The 18932-nt window shown below is 43.9% G+C and carries 13 protein-coding genes; 3 read left to right on the plus strand and 10 right to left on the minus strand.

Translation table 11 applies throughout. The features are described from left to right. Positions 1-80: 80 nt before the first annotated feature. Positions 81-728, minus strand: coding sequence for a M23 family metallopeptidase (locus CAP51_RS08850; RefSeq protein ID WP_087620363.1), 648 nt, complete (start codon positions 726-728; stop codon positions 81-83). Between the two features lie 108 nt (positions 729-836). Here CAP51_RS08850 and CAP51_RS08855 point away from each other — a divergent pair, with 108 nt between their 5' ends. Next, the gene (locus CAP51_RS08855) at positions 837-1301 is read left to right on the plus strand and encodes a hypothetical protein (protein WP_087620364.1); all 465 of its coding nucleotides are present in this window, start codon (positions 837-839) and stop codon (positions 1299-1301) included. A gap of 80 nt (positions 1302-1381) precedes the next feature. Here the strand turns inward: CAP51_RS08855 and lpxC are convergent, their stop codons facing one another. From lpxC to murG, 7 genes are all read right to left on the minus strand, one after another. Next, positions 1382-2284: a UDP-3-O-acyl-N-acetylglucosamine deacetylase gene (gene lpxC / locus CAP51_RS08860; RefSeq protein WP_087620365.1), complete on the minus strand. Its 903-nt coding sequence runs from the start codon at positions 2282-2284 to the stop codon at positions 1382-1384. Between the two features lie 119 nt (positions 2285-2403). Continuing rightward, complete coding sequence (ftsZ, locus tag CAP51_RS08865) at positions 2404-3597, minus strand: cell division protein FtsZ (protein WP_087620366.1); 1194 nt, start codon at positions 3595-3597, stop codon at positions 2404-2406. A gap of 140 nt (positions 3598-3737) precedes the next feature. Continuing rightward, a complete protein-coding gene (gene ftsA / locus CAP51_RS08870) occupies positions 3738-4997 on the minus strand; it encodes a cell division protein FtsA (protein ID WP_087620367.1) in 1260 nt (419 codons plus the stop codon). A gap of 65 nt (positions 4998-5062) precedes the next feature. Continuing rightward, complete coding sequence (locus tag CAP51_RS08875; protein WP_087620368.1) at positions 5063-5914, minus strand: cell division protein FtsQ/DivIB; 852 nt, start codon at positions 5912-5914, stop codon at positions 5063-5065. A 12-nt stretch (positions 5915-5926) separates the two neighbouring features. After that, positions 5927-6838: a D-alanine--D-alanine ligase gene (locus tag CAP51_RS08880; RefSeq protein ID WP_087620447.1), complete on the minus strand. Its 912-nt coding sequence runs from the start codon at positions 6836-6838 to the stop codon at positions 5927-5929. 42 nt (positions 6839-6880) lie between these two features. After that, positions 6881-8335 carry a UDP-N-acetylmuramate--L-alanine ligase gene (murC, locus tag CAP51_RS08885; RefSeq protein WP_087620369.1) on the minus strand — a complete coding sequence of 485 codons (1455 nt, stop codon included), beginning with the start codon at positions 8333-8335 and terminating at the stop codon, positions 6881-6883. Between the two features lie 11 nt (positions 8336-8346). Beyond that, positions 8347-9453: an undecaprenyldiphospho-muramoylpentapeptide beta-N-acetylglucosaminyltransferase gene (murG, locus tag CAP51_RS08890; RefSeq protein ID WP_087620370.1), complete on the minus strand. Its 1107-nt coding sequence runs from the start codon at positions 9451-9453 to the stop codon at positions 8347-8349. Positions 9454-9696: 243 nt separating this feature from the next. On the opposite strand from murG, the gene CAP51_RS08895 reads away from it, so the two are divergent. After that, positions 9697-10608 carry a bestrophin family protein gene (locus tag CAP51_RS08895; RefSeq protein WP_087620371.1) on the plus strand — a complete coding sequence of 304 codons (912 nt, stop codon included), beginning with the start codon at positions 9697-9699 and terminating at the stop codon, positions 10606-10608. 31 nt (positions 10609-10639) lie between these two features. Then, entirely contained in the window at positions 10640-10990 is a 351-nt protein-coding gene (locus CAP51_RS08900) for an arsenate reductase (RefSeq protein WP_087620372.1), read from the plus strand. 82 nt (positions 10991-11072) lie between these two features. Here CAP51_RS08900 and CAP51_RS08905 read toward each other — a convergent pair whose 3' ends face one another. Continuing rightward, positions 11073-11921, minus strand: a complete 849-nt coding sequence (locus CAP51_RS08905; RefSeq protein ID WP_087620373.1) for an OmpA family protein — start codon at positions 11919-11921, stop codon at positions 11073-11075. Between the two features lie 71 nt (positions 11922-11992). Beyond that, positions 11993-18754, minus strand: coding sequence for an ESPR-type extended signal peptide-containing protein (locus tag CAP51_RS17340; protein WP_171294758.1), 6762 nt, complete (start codon positions 18752-18754; stop codon positions 11993-11995). Positions 18755-18932: the final 178 nt, after the last annotated feature.

The raw sequence follows: 18932 nt of genomic DNA on the forward strand, positions 1-18932 counted from the left end.
CAATCTCATTTGATGATTTTTTGAAATATAAAAAAATCGCCAACAGGCGATTTTTATGAGAAATAGGATTCAACGCAAACTTATGGTAGCAAAGCTAAATAAGTGGATGGATTTTGACGTTGACCGGATTTGACCACTTCAAAATGTAAATGTGGACCTGTACAACGACCTGTACAACCTACATTGGCAATATGCTCACCAGCTGTAACACGATCACCCACACTCACATTTAAGCGTGAAGCATGCGCATAACGTGTCATATAGCCATTGCCATGATCAATCTCGACATAGTTGCCATAACCTGTACCCCAACCTGACTTGGTCACAATGCCTGGGCCAGTGGCATAAATCGGTGTGCCGGATGGGGCTGAAAAATCAATACCGGAGTGTTGACGCGTTGAACCGAGAAGCGTACGCATTCCATATTCGGAACTCACACGAGCATTTTTGATCGGATGGGTCACCATCCATGAACTCAATCCACTATTGGACGCACCATATTTACTGCTTAAAGTTGCATTATTTAATTCGAGCAGTGCAGCATCTTCCTGATTGTTACCGCTACGATATGAAACTGTGGTGTAAGTCCCTGAACTTAAAGTACGTGATAATTGTTCAAGACGATCATTATCGACCACATTATTATTTAAAGACTGGTAATCTGCGAATGCCACAGACATTGCTAAACTCGCAAACGATAACGCAAGTAAAAAACGACGAATCTGCATAAATAAACCTCTATTTCCCATCAAGTCTAAGATGTAGCCCTACTTGCACAAGTAGATAAATCGTGCCTAACTATATTCACCTTTTATCAAGATCGATTCAGGCAAATCATGCATCAGTCAAAACCATTATTTACTGCTTTGTCTCAAGCATCATCACAACCTGTAGGAAACTTTTCGTTTCTTCAAACACAAGTTGCACAGTGGCAAAAACTTACACTAATAATTCAACCATACTTTCCACCACAAGGGCGTTGGCTGGTTGTCTGTTATCAACATGGTACGCTTACTATCGCAGGCGATAATCAGGCATTGATTAGTCAGGTGCGATATCTGCAAAGCCAATATATACGGAATTTAAAAGCAATCCCTGCACTAACCGAGCTAGAACGAATACAAGTCGTCTTGCATTCCACCCCTAAACCAGCTAGCAAAAAGTATACACGAAAAAAACTTTTGTCCAACGAAACTCAACAAGAGTTACGAGAAGCAGCCCATCTCGTGAAAGACGCTAAGCTTAGCCAAGCTTTACAGCGTTTGGCAAGTGTTGAACAGACAGAAAGTGAAGAAAAATAGATCAATATTAAGCAAAGCCTTGTAACTCAAGGCCTAGATACAATGTAACAATATAACATTGTTATTTAAAACACAATAACTTAGCTCAGCGAAACATATTTAATCGGACAAGAATCATCATCATAAAAAGTTACAATTTCATAACTTTCCGGATCGTCTTTAACTGCTCTTAATAATTGATTGTTCAGTGCATGGCCGGATTTAAATGCAGTGAATTTGGCAATAATCTGATGTCCCAGCAAATATAGATCGCCAATCGCATCAAGCACTTTATGACGCACAAACTCATCAGCAAAGCGTAATCCTTCCTGATTCACCACGCCCTGTTCGTCCAGACCAATAGCATTGTCCAGATTGGCACCTAGTGCCAGATTATGAGATTGCAGATATTCCAGATCTTTGACAAAGCCAAATGTACGTGCTTCGCTTACCTGTTCCACAAAGTTTGCAGTCGAGAATAAAATCGAGGTCGATTGATATTTTTTGTCAAAAGCAGGATGGTCAAAATCAATAGTGAAATTCAGTTCAAAACCATCAAAGGGTTCAAATGTTGCTGTTTTATCATCAATACTGGCATGGATAGGCTTTTTAATTCTTATAAATTTTTTGGGTTCGGATTGTTCGATTAACTCGCCCTGTAACAACAAATAGATAAATGGACCAGCACTGCCATCCATAATCGGCAACTCTGGTGCATCAACTTCTACAATTAAATTATCAATTCCCAAACCAGCAATCGCACTCATCAAATGCTCAATTGTGCCAACTTTGATGTCATCTTTAATCAGGTTAGAGCACATAAAGGCTTCCTGAATCAGCATGGCCTCGGCAGGGATATCAACATTGGGCTGTAAATCAATACGTCTAAAAACAATACCGCCATCACAGTGATGTGGCAAAAAGTTAATCTGAACTTTTGCTCCACTATGTAGGCCGATACCACTGGCTCGAACGATTTGTTTGATAGTCCGTTGCTTTAACATATTTACTTACAACTTTATTGCGAGTTGCTAAATTAGCATAAATTCTCATTCAACAAAACAAAAAAGGACAATAAGTGTACTTACTGTCCTTTTTCCAGCCGATTTCGGTGCAGAATAAACTACTTACGTTGTTGATTCTTTAAATAATCCTGAATACTCATCGGTGTAGGACGAGTATTTGGCGTAGATGCTGTTGATCTGGCTTGTTCATTGACAACTGGAGATTGTTGCTGACGCAGCTTGTTAATCGCAGGCACATCATCAGCATCGATTGATCCATCTGCCACCTGCTGAGTTGTTACCGCAGCTGATGGATGGGATTTCACAGGCACAGGATCTGCATTGCGGGTTAAACCAGTCGCAATTACAGTAACCCGAATTTCATCACGCACATCTGGATCAAATACCGTACCATAGAAGAATTGCGCTTCATCTTCGTCAACAATTGAACTGACGATATTGGCAATGGTTTTGGCTTCTTTTAAGGTTAAGTCTTCGCCACCGGTAATATTTAACAAAACACCCTTGGCATTTTTGATATTGACATTATCAAGCAACGGACTACGAATCGCCATTTCGGCGGCTTGTTCGGCACGTTTTTCACCACGACCAATACCAGCCCCCATCATGGCATAACCACGTGTACTCATCGCTGTTTTCAAATCGGCGAAATCGAGGTTGATATGACCATGATTAACAACCAGATCAAAAATACTGCGTACTGCATTTAACAATACATCATCTGCCTTTTTATAGGCATCTTTCATCGAAATATCGCCATAAACCTCAAGCAGACGCTCATTTGGAATAATAATCAAAGAGTCGACATTTTTTTCAAGGTTTTCAATACCCTGTTCTGCGGCTTTTAAACGACGGCGACCTTCAAATTCAAAAGGTGTAGTCACCACACCTACGGTCAACACGCCCATTTCCTTGGCAACTTCGGCCACAACAGGTGCTGCACCTGTACCGGTACCACCACCCATGCCCGCTGTTACAAACACCATATCGGTGCCTTCAAGATGCTGACGGATGGTATCGCGAGTTTCTTCTGCTGCTTCACGCCCCACTTCAGGATTAGCGCCTGCACCCAAACCACGTGTACATTGCTCACCAAGCTGGATTTTATTCGGAGAAGCCATACGATCTAATGCTTGTTTATCTGTGTTGGCACAAACAAATTTTACACCGTTAATCTGCTGTTCGACCATGTTTTGAACAGCATTGCCGCCACCGCCGCCAACCCCAAAAACTGTAAAACGAGCCTGACCGTTATTATCTGATACTTCGTCTTCTAACAATGTAAATGTCATGACCTTCCGACTTCCAAAATGTTCTAGCAGCCACCGATGCCCGTATACTGCCGTATGCGATAAAGATTAAATATTAGCATGCTGACCCAAGTTTGTGACAGCAACTTGTCAATTTATTACAAACAAAAAACATTGTTTGCCTAAAACAAGTTCTTCAACTTGTTAAAAGCAACATTACAATGCTCAACCAAACGCTGCCATGAAGATTCAACCTGATCTTCAGGTTGGGTAACGCTCTGTTCCAGTTCACTTTGGCTAAACATCAACAGACCACTTGCAGTCGTATAAAGTGAACGACGCAAAGCGGGTAATAATTCGTCTTTACTATAGACTTGTAATGGCGGATTACCCAAATGTGCAGATACGCCCAGTTTACGACGAGCCAGACTGACTGCACCTTCAATCTGTGCCGCATCACCGGTCAGTACGACACCATGATGTAATCCGTCAAGCACACCGTTACGCTCAAGATTTTCTAAAATACGATCAAAGATATCTTCATAACGTGCCACAATGATATCTGCCAACTCTATACGGCTAATGGTTTGTGGACCATCAATACCTTGAACCTGAATCATATGGTCAGGTTTAATGACATTATGATCAACACAGCCATGCAGATTTTTTAAGCGTTCGGCTTCATCTGTGGTGGTTTGCAACACTGCGGCAATATCACGCGTGACATGTTCACCACCAAGTTGCAAAGTACAGGCAAAGGCCAGATGCCCACCAAAATAAACCGCAATATTGGTTGTTCCCGCACCAATATCAATTAGACAAACGCCATATTCCTTCTCGTCTTTGAGCAAGCTGGCTTCTGACGTAGCAAGGGTTGAAATCACCATTTTTTCCACACCAATGCCGGCATTTTTTAATGCCTTGTCCAGATTTTGCATGGTACTGATCGGTAACATCATCAATTGATAATGTCCGGTGACACTATGAGCCGACAATCCAATCGGATTTTGTACCCATTCATCACTGTCATCGACGGCAAAGCCTAAAGGTACGGCACTGGCAAGGTAATAATCTGCGGTCACATGGCTTGCTTTGGCCAGTTCAAGTGCACGGACCAGTTCACTGGTGGTAATGGTCTGATCCTGATTAAGAATAGGCGTTCGACCAGAGGCATAAAAACTTCGTAATTCGGTACTCGGAATGGCAATCCACGCACTGTGTACACGGCACTCTGCCATGTCTTCTGCTTCCTGTACGGCATTTTTAATGGCAGATACAACTTTTTCCAGACTAATGATTTTGCCTTTGTTCATACCACGATTACGTGCGTATGCCATACCGACAACTTCTATTTTGTCCTGGGCGTGTACCTTGCCGATCAATACCGACACTTTATGTGTTCCAATATCAATTGCCACAACCGATGGAACAGCTTCACTCATTACTCATTACCATATTTGTTGTTGAAACTGCAAAATACAGTCTTTGGTTAAATTTAAATGCCCTATTATGGGGTTTGTGGTCCCTGTGCCGCAACATCAATTACAGGTTCTGCAACAATAAAGTGCCCATTTACAATCTGTGGTGGCTGGGAATTTTTCCATTGGATCGCCAAACCATTGCGATAACGCAAATCAATCGCGGCAATTTTATCCCAGACCTGTTGTAAATCTGCTTTTGACAGTTCACTTAGACGTTGTAATTTACTCATGGTCTGATCCTGATCGACGATAACCCGCAAACCGTTATCAAATTGCATAAACCAAGTCATACGTTCGGTTAAATATAATTCTTTTAGATGTAAATTCATTGGCTCAAACATCTGACTGATATCGCGATATTTGGTCATCATCACACGGGATTGACTTATAGGTCCATGTAATAAAGGTAAGTTGGCCGTATCTACCTGTTGAATCGGTTTAAATACCACACCATCATCACTGAGCAAACGGCCAGTCCCCCAACGTGCAATGGCATGTCGTGGCGTTACACGAATCACGAGGGAATCGGGCCATGCTCTAGATACCACCACTCGATCAACCCATGATAGGGCCAGTGTATGATCACGAATTTGTTCTAGATCTGCGGTAAAATAGCTGCCTTGAATATCCTTGTCCAGAAATGTAGTCAAATACTGTTGTTCGGCAGGGGTTACCCCAATAATCTGGATATGAGCAATTTTTGCCTGTTGCATGCGTTGCCACAACACATACCCACCGAATAATAATACGGCACAGGCCAGCACCAGCAACAACCAGCTCCCCCACTCAAAAGCCTTGTCTTTAAGCTCTGGTGGCTTGTCATGGATTGAGGTCGTTGCAGGTTTGCGTCGACGTAATGAAACCGGAAGCTGTGCCATATAATCGTATTCTTAGTTTAATGTCTGCTCAAGTATGGTCAAACACAATTGATCGAAACTATAACCGACTGCCTGCGCAGCTTTTGGCACCAAAGAATGATCTGTCATGCCGGGTACGGTGTTGACTTCAAGTAACCAGAAATTACCTTCTTCATCCTGCATGGCATCAATACGCCCCCAACCAGATGCACCAACGGCTTGAAAAGCTCTTAGTGCAAGTTGTTGTAGGTTCTTTTCTTCCTGCTCGGACAAACCGCTTGGAATCCCATAGGTGGTGTCATTACGATTATATTTTGATTCATAATCATAAAATGCCACATCCTTTGGTGGTTCCAGACGAATCACCGGTAAAGCCTGACCATTTAGAATGATCACAGTAAATTCACGACCTGAAATCCATTTTTCTGCCATGACAATTGAATCATGTACCGTGGCTTTGGACAATGCTGCGGCAAAATCTTCGACTTTTTCAACCTTGCTCATACCAATACTTGAACCTTCATGTACTGGTTTGATAATGACAGGTAAAGCCAGATCCTGTGCCACTTTTTCAAAATCACTTTGGGGTGAAATCAGACGATAAGGTGCCGTCGGTAAATCACTGCCTTGCCAGATTTGCTTGGTCTTTACTTTGTCCATCCCAATGGCAGAGCCCTGTACACCAGTTCCGGTATAAGGCACATTCAACCATTCCAACACGCCTTGAATCTGACCATCTTCACCGCCACGACCATGCAAGACGATAAAAGCACGATCATAATTTTTCAATTCTGTGACATCTGTGGTCAGCGGATCAAATGCTTCGGCATCGACACCAGAACGTAACAGTGCATCAAGCACTGCCTGTCCGCTATTTAAAGAGACCTGACGTTCCGCAGATTTTCCACCCAGTAAAACAGCAACTTTTCCGAATTTTTCTTGCACCTGTGTCACGGTGAATTCCTTAACAATCAAAGTAAATAAAAATTAAAACGATAAATAAAGCTGATGCTGTGCCAATTCTACTGAAACTGCACCGACATTACCTGCACCTTGTGTAAGCAAAAGATCATTTGGTTGTAACAAATTCTTTAAAATTTCTGGCAACTGCGTATCGACAGGATCAACCACAATCGGATCAACCTGTCCCCGCAAGCGTAAACTACGGGCAAGTGTACGGCTATCTGCCCCCACAATCGGTTTTTCACCCGCAGGATAAACTTCCATTAATAACAATACATCGACTTTGGACAACACTTCAACAAAATCATCAAAGCAATCTCGGGTGCGGCTAAAACGATGCGGCTGAAACAACATCACCAGACGACGATCGGGATGGCTTTGGCGGGCAGCTTTAATGGTAGCTTCCACTTCTTTGGGATGATGACCATAATCATCTACCAGTTTTACGTTTCCATCGCCCAATGCGAACTCGCCTTGCACCTGAAAACGACGACCAACGCCACTAAAGCTTTCCAGCGCACGGGCAATTGCCGCATCAGAAACCCCTTCATCCGTCGCCACACCAATCGCAGCCAGCGCATTTAAAATATTATGTAATCCTGGCTGATTAATGGTTAAACGCAGTGGTTCATGTGCTTTGCGTAATACGGTAAAGTGCGACTGCATACCATCTTGTTCGACATCAATTGCACGAATATCGTTATCTTCACCAAAACCATAAGTCAGAATAGGACGACCAACACGGGGAATAATTTCCTGAATATTGGCATCATCACCGCAGACCACAGCCAAACCATAAAATGGCAATTTTTGCAGGAATTGTACAAAGGTATTTTTTAGATTATCAAAACTACCACCATACGTATCCATATGATCGGCATCAATATTGGTCACAATGGCTGCCATCGGCTCCAGATATAAAAAGGAGGCATCGGACTCATCCGCTTCGGCCACAATATAACGACTCGCACCAAGGGCAGCATTGACACCGGTACGGTTAAGCAAACCACCGATCACATAGGTCGGATCGAGATTTTCTTCTGCCAGCATACAGGTTAGCAAACTGGTGGTCGTGGTTTTACCATGCGTCCCGGCAACGGCAATACCATGACGATAACGCATCAATTCACCCAGCATTTCCGCGCGACGCACCACAGGAATACGTTTTTCTAGAGCACTTTTAATTTCCGGATTCTCTGGATCGATAGCGGTTGAAACCACCAATACATTGGCACCTTCGATATTTTTGGCATCATGACCAATAAAGACCTTAATGCCATTTTCTTCAAGCTGAGCAGTCGTTTTGGAAGCTTTAATGTCTGAACCCGAGACGCAATAGCCTTGATTCTTTAGAACTTCGGCAATCCCACACATCCCTGCCCCACCGATCCCGACAAAATGGATGTGTTTAATCCGGCGCATTTCTGGAATTTTAATTAATTGTGCAGTGTTTTTCTTCACGGTTGAATTTTCAGGCATGGAATGACTCATTATGATAAAGCTTCAATTAAATTTGCAACTTCAGATGTTGCTTGGGTCTGGGCTTGTTGTCTGGCTTTGACCGCCATCTCTGCAAGCACTTGGCGGTTCATTAATGGCTGCAATAATATTGCCAGACTTTCCGAAGTCATGCTGGCCTGCTGACAAATTTTTGCAGCACCAACATCAGCCAGATAATGTGCATTTGCAGTTTGATGATCATCCACTGCAATCGGCAACGGCACAAAAATAGCAGCCACACCAGCGGTTGCAATTTCGGTGACTGTTAATGCACCAGCACGGCAAATAATTAAATCTGCATCTGAATAGGCCTGTGCCATATCTTCAATAAATGGCACAACATCTGCCTGAAAACCATCAACCTTATCCAAGGTCTGATAACGTTGCTGAGTGGCATCAAGTTGTTGCTGCCCACATTGATGATACACTGATAAAGGCAATTGTAAGGCCGTTAATGCAGCCGGAATACGCTCATTTAAGGCTTGTGCACCCAAAGAACCGCCGACAATTAATACCCGTAAAGGTTGTTGCTGACTGGTCCGCTGATCATAACGCCATTGTGGCGACAAAATTTCACAAATTTCCTTACGTACCGGATTGCCCGTGGTGACAATATTGGCTTTGGCCGGAAAAGTATTTGGAAATGCCTGACATATGGTTTTGGCAATGCGTGCCAATTGTGTATTAGTAAAACCGGCAACTGCATTTTGCTCATGAATAAGAATAGGAATACCGAGCAAACGGGCAGCCAATCCTCCTGGACCTGCGACATAACCGCCAAATCCTGCTACGGCATCAATATTATGCGTTTTCATGATACGCATTGCCGATAAAGTGGCTTTTAGAATTTTAAAAGGTGCAGCCAATTTACGAATTAAACCATTGCCACGTACACCCTGAATATCAATCTGATAAATGGCAATATCATCATGCTGCTTTAACAGACGATTTTCCATACCGGCAGGTGTCGCCAGCCAGCAGACTTGATGACCACGTTGTTGTAATTCCTTGGCAACTGCCAAAGCAGGAAAGACATGACCACCAGTTCCAGCGGCCATCATCATAATATTTCGGGGTTTTGTTTGATTTTCTGTCACGAGCTTTTAACAAGAATAAAGACAATATTGCCGATTTCATTGTAATGCCAAAGTCATATAACGCAAATAGGTTTTTGTCACAGAATCATTTCCATAGCGGATTAACGGCATACCGAGTATTCATCTCGGATTACATCAGCTAAAGATCAAGTCTCAATACGCCCTCCCTTGTATCTTGTCTTTATTTTGACTAGGGTTTATAACTGTGCAGCAAACCATTCCCCTATTCATTTAGAAAACTTTATGATTATTCGTAATAAAAGTAACAGTTTTGCTTTGTTATTTTCATGGCAAGGTACAATTTTACCCAAGGTTTTACCTGCACTGATTATCCTGATGCTATGTTCAGCAGCGATTGGGGCATTAACCATCCACCAAATCGTACATGTGCCCGAAGTCCCCAGCATTGGATTTACCATTTTCGGGGTGATCCTATCGATTTTTTTGGGCTTTCGAAATACGGCTTGTTATGACCGCTGGTGGGAAGGTCGAAAACTTTGGGGTGCACTGATTGCCAATACACGTCATATGGTGCGAGATAGCCATGTTTTAAGTGATGTACGACGTGAACGTATTTTGCATCAAATGCTGATTTTTACCAATTTATTACGGGATCGCTTGCGCCATCAAACTGCCCATCCAACACGGTTTTTGGAATATGGGCGGATCAATGAACATACTGTGCATAAGCTTAACCAACATATCAATGCGCCACAATTTACCCTAGAGAAAATTCAGAAAGAGCTCATCAATGCCTTAAAGGTCGGTGAAATCAGCGATATTGTCTATAGTACGTTGAATCATCATGTGGTCGAGATGGGAAATATTCAGGCAGGCTGTGACCGTATTGCCAGTACACCATTGCCATTTGCCTATTCGGTTTTACTGCATCGTGCAGTCTATTGTTTTTGCATTATGCTGCCTTTTAGTCTGGAATCTGTTCTAGGGATCTGGACGCCTTTTCTGGTCGGCTTACTGGCATATATGTTTTTGGGACTCGATGCCTTAAGTGCACAACTGGAAGAACCTTTTGGCGTACAGGAAAATGATTTGCCACTGGATTCCATTGTACGCCTCATCGAGCGTGAAACCTTAAGTTCACTGGGAGAACATTTACCGCCAGCTATACAGGCCGAACGGCATAACTTGTTATAATGATCCATCTGCTAAACGAGAGAAAAATCACATGTTAAAAATTTATGGCATTAAAAATTGCAGTACCATGAAAAAGGCATTTACTGCACTTGATGAGCAAGGTTTAAGTTATGAATTTCATGATTATAAAAAACAGGGTATTGATGCAGATACCTTGAATACCTGGCTAAAACACGTTAATCAGGACCTATTACTCAATAAAAAAGGTACAACATGGAAAAAACTGACGCCAGAACAGCAGGCCTTTGCACTGGAAAACCAGAGTCAACTGGTAGAAAGTTTAATTGCACATCCGAGTATGATTAAACGCCCTGTGCTGGAAACCGACCAAGGTATTTTAGTTGGTTTTGATCCAGCACAATATGCACAGTTAAACGGGTAAATATTTATATTCTTTTTTTCGGGAATAAACCTGATTTGAACTAAAGACTCTAATCAGGTTTATTTCTTAAATAAAAACAACGTTAAGATTTCTGGATTCCTGTAATTTGTACAGTCACACGACGATCCGGCTGCAAACATGCCTGTAAAGCTTGTCGTTGTTGAACTTCGTAACAACCATTGCTTACCGGTTGACTCTCACCTACACTTGCAAAACTAATAATTTCGGCGGATATTCCCTTTTGTACCAAATAATTACGAACGGTTTGGGCACGACTCAACCCAAGTTGATAATTATAACTATCTGCACCTAATCGATCAGTATGGCCAATGAGATGAATATGATTGACACTCACATATTTTGAAGCAATCGTGTCCACAAGTTGATCCAATTCACGATGTCCCTGTGCTAACAAGTCATTTAAACGAGAACCGTTAAATTCAAATAATGCATCCGCACTTAAATTTAAGGTTTCAACCTGTGGTTGTACTTCCTGTGGCAATGTCATCGGAATAATGGCTTCGGGTTGCGCTACCTGAAAATTCTGACAATCCTGTCCTTTCCAGTTCAGATTCTGGGCAATCCCTTTTTGGTCAAAATCAATGCGTAACTGACAACGTTTATAATCCTGTGTATTGGGAATTCGAATGTCGAGTACATAATTCCAAACACGATTGACAAATACACCTTCATTAAATTGGGGATTACCCAATAAATGACGGAATTGATCTTTGTTTAATCCTGTCTCCAGACGGGCAACATCATCATATTCATAACGCTTCACTTGTTTAAGATAACTATCCTCAACTTTTGGGAAATGAATTTCTTTAGATGTTGTTTGCTGTAATGTTACAGCATCTTCAGCATGGCTCATGGCGATCATTAACCCACTCAATACACTGAACATTAAGGCTTGATTTAATGCTTTCATCTCTATTCTCTCAATTTAATATTTAAAGATGGGAGGCTCTCATTACAAGAACCTCCGCGTGTCTTGTGGAATTAATCAATTACACCGCTGATACCGATACGGAAGCTTGGATCACCTTCGGTTGCTGTTGCAACACCACCAGTAATCGACCAACGTCCATTATCAGCGGTTTTACGTAAAGTCGCACCAACTGCCTGCTCACCACCATGATGGGCTGCACCAACTGCATAGGTCAATTTACCTGCAACAAATGGTGCTGCTTCCATTGCCATGGCTGATGCAATACCAGCTTTGGCTTCTTTATCTACCTGATCAATACGCTTGTTGGTTTGATAGAACACATTATCAATACGATTACCTAAATTGGTTACGCTGTCATTCACTGCACCAATGGCATCATTGATATTGTCTTTACCTGTACCACCAATATTGGTGTTGGTGTATTGACCGGTTTCTGCATTATAAGTTGTCGTACCACCAATAATGTTTTTCACACCTTCGGCATAACCATATAACTGGCTACCATTCACAACATCTGTGGACGTAGAAGACACTGTTCCTGCTGCCACATTGGTAACTTTTTGATCACCGGCATTAATACCTGACTGATCAATCACCACATTACCAACAGTCACGGTATCAGCAGTTACAGTACTAGAGGTGACTGAATCAAACGTCACATCCTTAGCAGTTGCAACTTCATAAACCGTCTGACCATCTGCACCTGTAGTCGATGTTACAGTCATATTATCGCCAGCTTTAACCTCGGTTTTTGCAGCACCAATCGCATCATTGATATTGTCTTTACCTGTACCACCAATATTGGTATTGGTGTATTGGCCAGTTTCTGCATTATAAGTTGTCGTACCACCAATAATATTTTTCACACCTTCGGCATAATCATATAACTGACTACCATTCACTGCATCTTTAGAATCTGCACTTACTGTACCATTCTCAACATTGGTAACTTTTTGATCTGCTGCATCAATACCCGTTGTAGATAAGCTTGGACCATTAACGATACCAATCTGGTCATTGGCAAGTACATTATCTGCATTGACGGTTTCTGCTGTTACAGTTTGAGCATCAACACTATTGACCTTAATATCATCTGCTAGTACAACTTTTACGGTATTGTCATCAGCAACCGAAGTCTCAATATTCTGACCATCACCTACAATGTTTAGATGATTATTACTGTCATCAACTGTGATTTCTTTACTGGCCTCATCTGTCGCAACAATAAATTCGCCTGATGTACCTGAACCTTGGGAACCTGTCGCGCCTGTGGCACCGGTTTCACCTTGAGAACCTGTCGCGCCTGTAGCACCAGTTTCACCTTGAGAACCTGTTGCGCCTGTGGCACCGGTTTCACCTTGGGAACCTGTTGCGCCTGTGGCACCGGTTTCACCTTGGGAACCTGTTGCGCCTGTGGCACCAGTTTCACCTTGAGAACCTGTTGCTCCTGTCGCACCGGTTTCACCTTGGGAGCCTGTCGCGCCTGTGGCACCAGTTTCACCTTGTGAACCTGTCGCGCCTGTAACACCGGTTTCGCCTTGGGAACCTGTCGCGCCTGTGGCACCAGTTTCACCTTGGGAACCTGTCGCACCTGTCACACCGGTTTCACCTTGGGAGCCTGTCGCGCCTGTAGCACCAGTTTCACCTTGTGGACCTGTCGCACCTGTCRCACCGGTTTCACCTTGGGAGCCTGTTGCGCCTGTAGCACCAGTTTCGCCTTGGGAGCCTGTCGCGCCTGTAGCACCAGTTTCACCTTGAGAGCCTGTTGCGCCTGTGGCACCAGTTTCACCTTGAGAACCTGTTGCGCCTGTGGCACCGGTTTCACCTTGGGAACCTGTCGCGCCTGTAGCACCGGTTTCGCCTTGGGAACCTGTTGCTCCTGTCGCACCGGTTTCACCTTTTAAGTTTTGATAAAGATCACTGTCCTCATCTACCGAGAAAGTGAATGTTGAACCATTAACTTCAAGTTTTAAACCATCACCTGCTTCAAATGAAATCGAATTACTGGCACCATCTGCCCACGGTGTAAATGTATAATTACCAGCTGAAACACCACTATTAAGGCCAATAAAATTCATGGATAAGGCTTTAATTTGTGATAAATTCACTGCATCATAATCATTTGTTGCATTAGCAACATTGCTAATCTGTAGAAGCCCTGCATCAATACCTTCTGTGGTCACACTTGGACCATTATTAATGGTCAGACCAGTACTATTTAGCTCTACATCACTACCTATTGTTACGCCAGCATTATCCAATACAGTTTGACCAGTCGTTACACTACCATCAGCAGTCAAATCCAAATCATTGCTCAGGGTAATTTCAATCTCACCTTCATCATTGGCACCAGTCTGTTCCACTGTCAAATTACTATTACCCGATACAAATGCAACTTCACCATCCGGACCGATATTTGCGGTATTACCATTAGCATCCGTTACATTCCATCCTGCATTAGCACTTTCTGATACCGCTTTTAACTGCGATACATTGACTGCATCATCATCTTCCGTACCTGCGGCGACTCCAGTGATTTGACGACTACCCACATCTACCGCTGCATTCATAGCCATAGTTGCCAGAATTGCTTCTCTTTGTTCAGCTGTTGCACTCTCTGGCACATATCCATCAACACCCGCTGCTGTATTGGCAACTGAACCACTACCTAAAGCAACGCCTCCAGATTCAGTAACGCTGGCGTCTTTACCAATCAGCACCACACCGTCCAGATCACCAACCACGGTACCGCCATCGCTTAGAATCACGCTGGACGTCGCATTGTTTATACCAAGACCCATGCCCTGAATGATATTATTACTGCCACCTTCAACCGCAATCTCATAACCTGTGACCAATGTGGCTTTAGCACCGCTCACATCGACTTGGCTACCGGTAACCGCAACCAGAGTCGAATCTGTCACTGTATTGGTGTCACCAATCACACTGACATCGGTGGTATTTTCAAGGGTATTTCCACTACCAATTACGCTGGTCAGACTGTTTTCATTGCCATTAACCGTGTTCTCATTACCAACCACACTCACCAGGTTATTGCTATCGCCTTCAATGGTATTGGCATTACCCAGCAGGCTGATCATGCTGTTGTCATCACCGTCGATGGTATTGTTACGGCCAATCAGGCTTAAACTGTCATTCTCATTGCCTGCAACGGTATTCTCATAACCAATTTCTTCAATGAATTGATTATTTTCACCATTGATTTCATTTAAACCACCTGAAACTATTGCGCCATAGTTGCCTGAACCGCTTACGTCATTTTGCTCACCGCTAACAAACAGGTATTTACCAGTCTCATCTGACAACTCATTCCCATTACCAATCGCATGTGAACTATTCGAGGCAATCGTATTGTTATTGCCATAAGCAGCACTCCGGCTCCCTGAAATGCTATTGCTATTGCCAACAGCTACACCATAACCTGCAATGTAATTACCACTACCAAGAATAGAACCTTCTGCATTTTCAACTACAGTATTACTCTGTCCAAGCACATTAGAATAACTACCGTCAATTATATTATTTTGTCCAATTGCACTACTCTCGCTGCCACTGACAGTATTGGCACCAATGCTGATGGCATTATCACCACTCGCAACTGCGCCCACACCGGCAGCCAATGCATTAACACCTGTAGCGCCATCATTATCGTAGTTGCCGCCAGTCACGCCGTCATCATTAACGCTGTAGTAATGTGTAGTCGCTGCTTCAATCGCCTGATTGGTGGCATACAGTTGACTGCCATTCACCGCATCGGTGCTATCTGCACTGACTTCACCCGCTGCCACGTTGACAATCTGGCGTTCTGCACCCTCTGCACCCACGCTCACCACACCGTAGCTCGGATCACCTGCACCGGCATAATCGTAGGTCACGCCATTAATGGTGCCACTGTCAACGGTAGTTGCCTCACGATCCGTCGAAGCATTGCCCAAAACAACCGAATTGTCTTGCGTTGTTGTTACATTGCTACCCAATACATAAGTATTGGTATTGTCAATTGTATTGTCATTGCCCACACTGAAGCTGTTTTCGCCAGAAATGGTTGTGTCATTACCAATAATGCGACTGCCATCTGCATCGGCAGTTAATGTACCATCATTACCCAAAATACCCGCTTCATCGGCCTCTACCGTATTGTCATTACCATAGCTATAACTACCAGATCCACTCACAGTGGATGGATCACCAATCGCGCCACTATTGTCGCCGATAACGATATTGCCTGTACCAATACTGATGCTGCTTGTGCCCGTTGCCTGCGCGCCTGTACCAATGGCAATGGCATTGGTTTTGCTGGCCAGCGCACCGGCTGTCGTGCCCGTAGTTGAACTACCGCCAATCGCAATGGCACCGTTGGCACTTGCACTTGCGCCCTTACCTGTATAAGCCGATCCACCTAATGCCACAGCACCTGCACCGCTGGCATTCGTGTTATTACCAACAGCGGTTGCTCCAACAGCAGAAGAAGTAGAATACGAACCCAATGCCAATGCACTCCCCAAAGTGCTGGAAGCATTTGCCTTGTAACCCAAAGCTGTGTTGTATCCCAATTCATTGCCAAACAGTGTCGACCCAGAGGCTGTTGCACCATAGCCGATCGCTGTACCACCTATATTGGCGTTGGTACCAAAGCCAATGGCTGTGGATGCCTTGCCAGCCGTATTGGTCATACTGGCACCGGCACCATTATCAGTACCATTGCCACCACCACCAATAGCCACACCGTTTTCTCCGGTTACGGTGGACTTACCGCCAATGGCAACACCATTTCGCGAATCAATCGTTGCGCTTACACTTGCCTGATTACCAATGGCAATGGCACTTTCTGTTCCGGCTGTGGCTTGTGAACCAATAGCAATGGCATTTTGAGCCACAATAGTATTGTCACTTGACGTCGCAACACTTGCCGAGTTACCGATGGCCACGCTGCTATTTGTGGTTGCACTTGCCCCTACACCGGCAGCCAATGCATTGGTACCTGTAGCACCATCGTTGTTGTAGTTGCCTGCGGTTTCGTCGGTGCTGCCCACGCTGTAGAAATGGGTGGTGGCCGCTTCCTGTGCGGCTTTTAACTGCGCCACATTCACTGCATCGTCATCATCGGTGCCTGCTGCAACGCCAGTGATTTGACGGAATTCACCATTGTCTGCATCACCTATGCTTAAGGCAGCCAAAGTACTCTTGGTTGAATTAATAGCATCGCTTTGTGCTGCTGTTGCATTCTCTGGCACATATCCATCAATACCCGCTGCGGTATTGGCAATCGAACCACTGCCCAATGCAATACCTTTTTCGACAGAAACCTGTGAATCTGCACCAATTGCTACTGCTTCTTCTGCATTTGCATTGGATGAAACACCTAAGCTTAATGTTTTATTGGCTCTAATACTGGAACCAGCATTTGATCCCATGGCAATATTGTCATCACCGGTGACATACATACCTGTTGTTATCCCGCCTAAAGCTACATTATTATTTCCACTAACCATATGACCACTAAAATACCCCCCTATCACGACATTGCCATCACCTGTAACAGAATCACCTGTACCAGCGGTACCCAATGCAATATTACTATTCCCTGTAACATAATTTCCCGTACTACCAATAGAAATATTGGCATCTCCAGTAACATTCGTACCAGAAGATGAACCCAAAGCAGTATTACTTATTCCTGTACTATTAATACCAGTTTTATCACCTATTGAAACAGAGCTGACACCTAAAGCCTGTGCACTATTACCAATCGCAACCGTTTGATCGGCACCGACAATAGCTTTATTACCAATCGCCACGGTGTCATTCAATTCCACTGATGGCGTACCAGTGACAACATTACCATTTTTGTCAATAAGTTGACCTACATCATTCACCCAATAGCCTGTGCCAGCAGAAGTGCCCAATGCAACGTTATTGCTTCCTTCAATGAAGGTGCCCGCAAATGTACCTGATACGAGGTTATTATCGCCTTCTGTAAAAGCACCTGAACCCAAGCCAGTAGCGATATTGCCACTGCCCACAATGCCTGAACCAGCGGATAACCCAATACCTACATTATTATCACCCTGTATACCCTCCAATGCTCCCGAGCCACTGGCGACGTTATCATTACCCTCCGCGAACTGTAGTGCACCCAGACCATTGGCTACATTAAAATCGCCAACCAGACCGTAGCCAGCAGAATTGCCCAGCATCAGGTTCATCTCCCCATCGACATCTGTCCCGGAAAAATTACCAATGGCAGTGTTGCCATCACCTGTTGTACCTACCCCGGCTTCTATGCCAATGGACAGCCCATTCAGACCATTGGCCTCAGCACTATTACCAATCGCAATTGCATGATCTCCGGCTGCACTGGCACCAGCGCCAATCGCAGTTGAATACTGTCCACTGGCTACTGTATTCGTATCGCCCAGAGCAATGGCACCAGTGTTAAGATTGCTTGCCGCCCAAGTCGATGCAGCAGTCACAGCATCACTACCAGTCGTGGCAGTGATGCCGCTGATGGTGGCGAAGCCGCCATTGCCATTGGGGATCTGGCATGTCCACGTACCACCAGTTGGACGTGCACAGGTAAGCCCACTATTGCCACCTACAATTTCCATATTACCGCCTACCACGAAGTCGGCACTGGTTGCCATCGTAGGTACAGCCAGCCCCATCAACACACCTGCTACACTGGCGATACGAACGCCAGAACTGCGTTTTCCTCTACTTTTACTAATCTCAGATACTGCGACCCAGGTGCGAGTGACCTCGTTCCAGATAATTTTATAAATCTTGTTCATCGTAACTCTACCAATACAATAGTGATTGGTATAAAAATAAATCATTTAAAATGTGATATATGTCGCATAATATTTTAATAAATGTGATCAAAATAGCGTTTTTTTCGTATAAAAATCTATATTCTTCTTGTTTTTAACCATTTTGAGCTGTTTTTATGACAAATTTTGTCATTCTCAA

This window comes from Acinetobacter populi, assembly GCF_002174125.1.
GTDB classification, from domain to species: Bacteria; Pseudomonadota; Gammaproteobacteria; order Pseudomonadales; family Moraxellaceae; genus Acinetobacter; species Acinetobacter populi.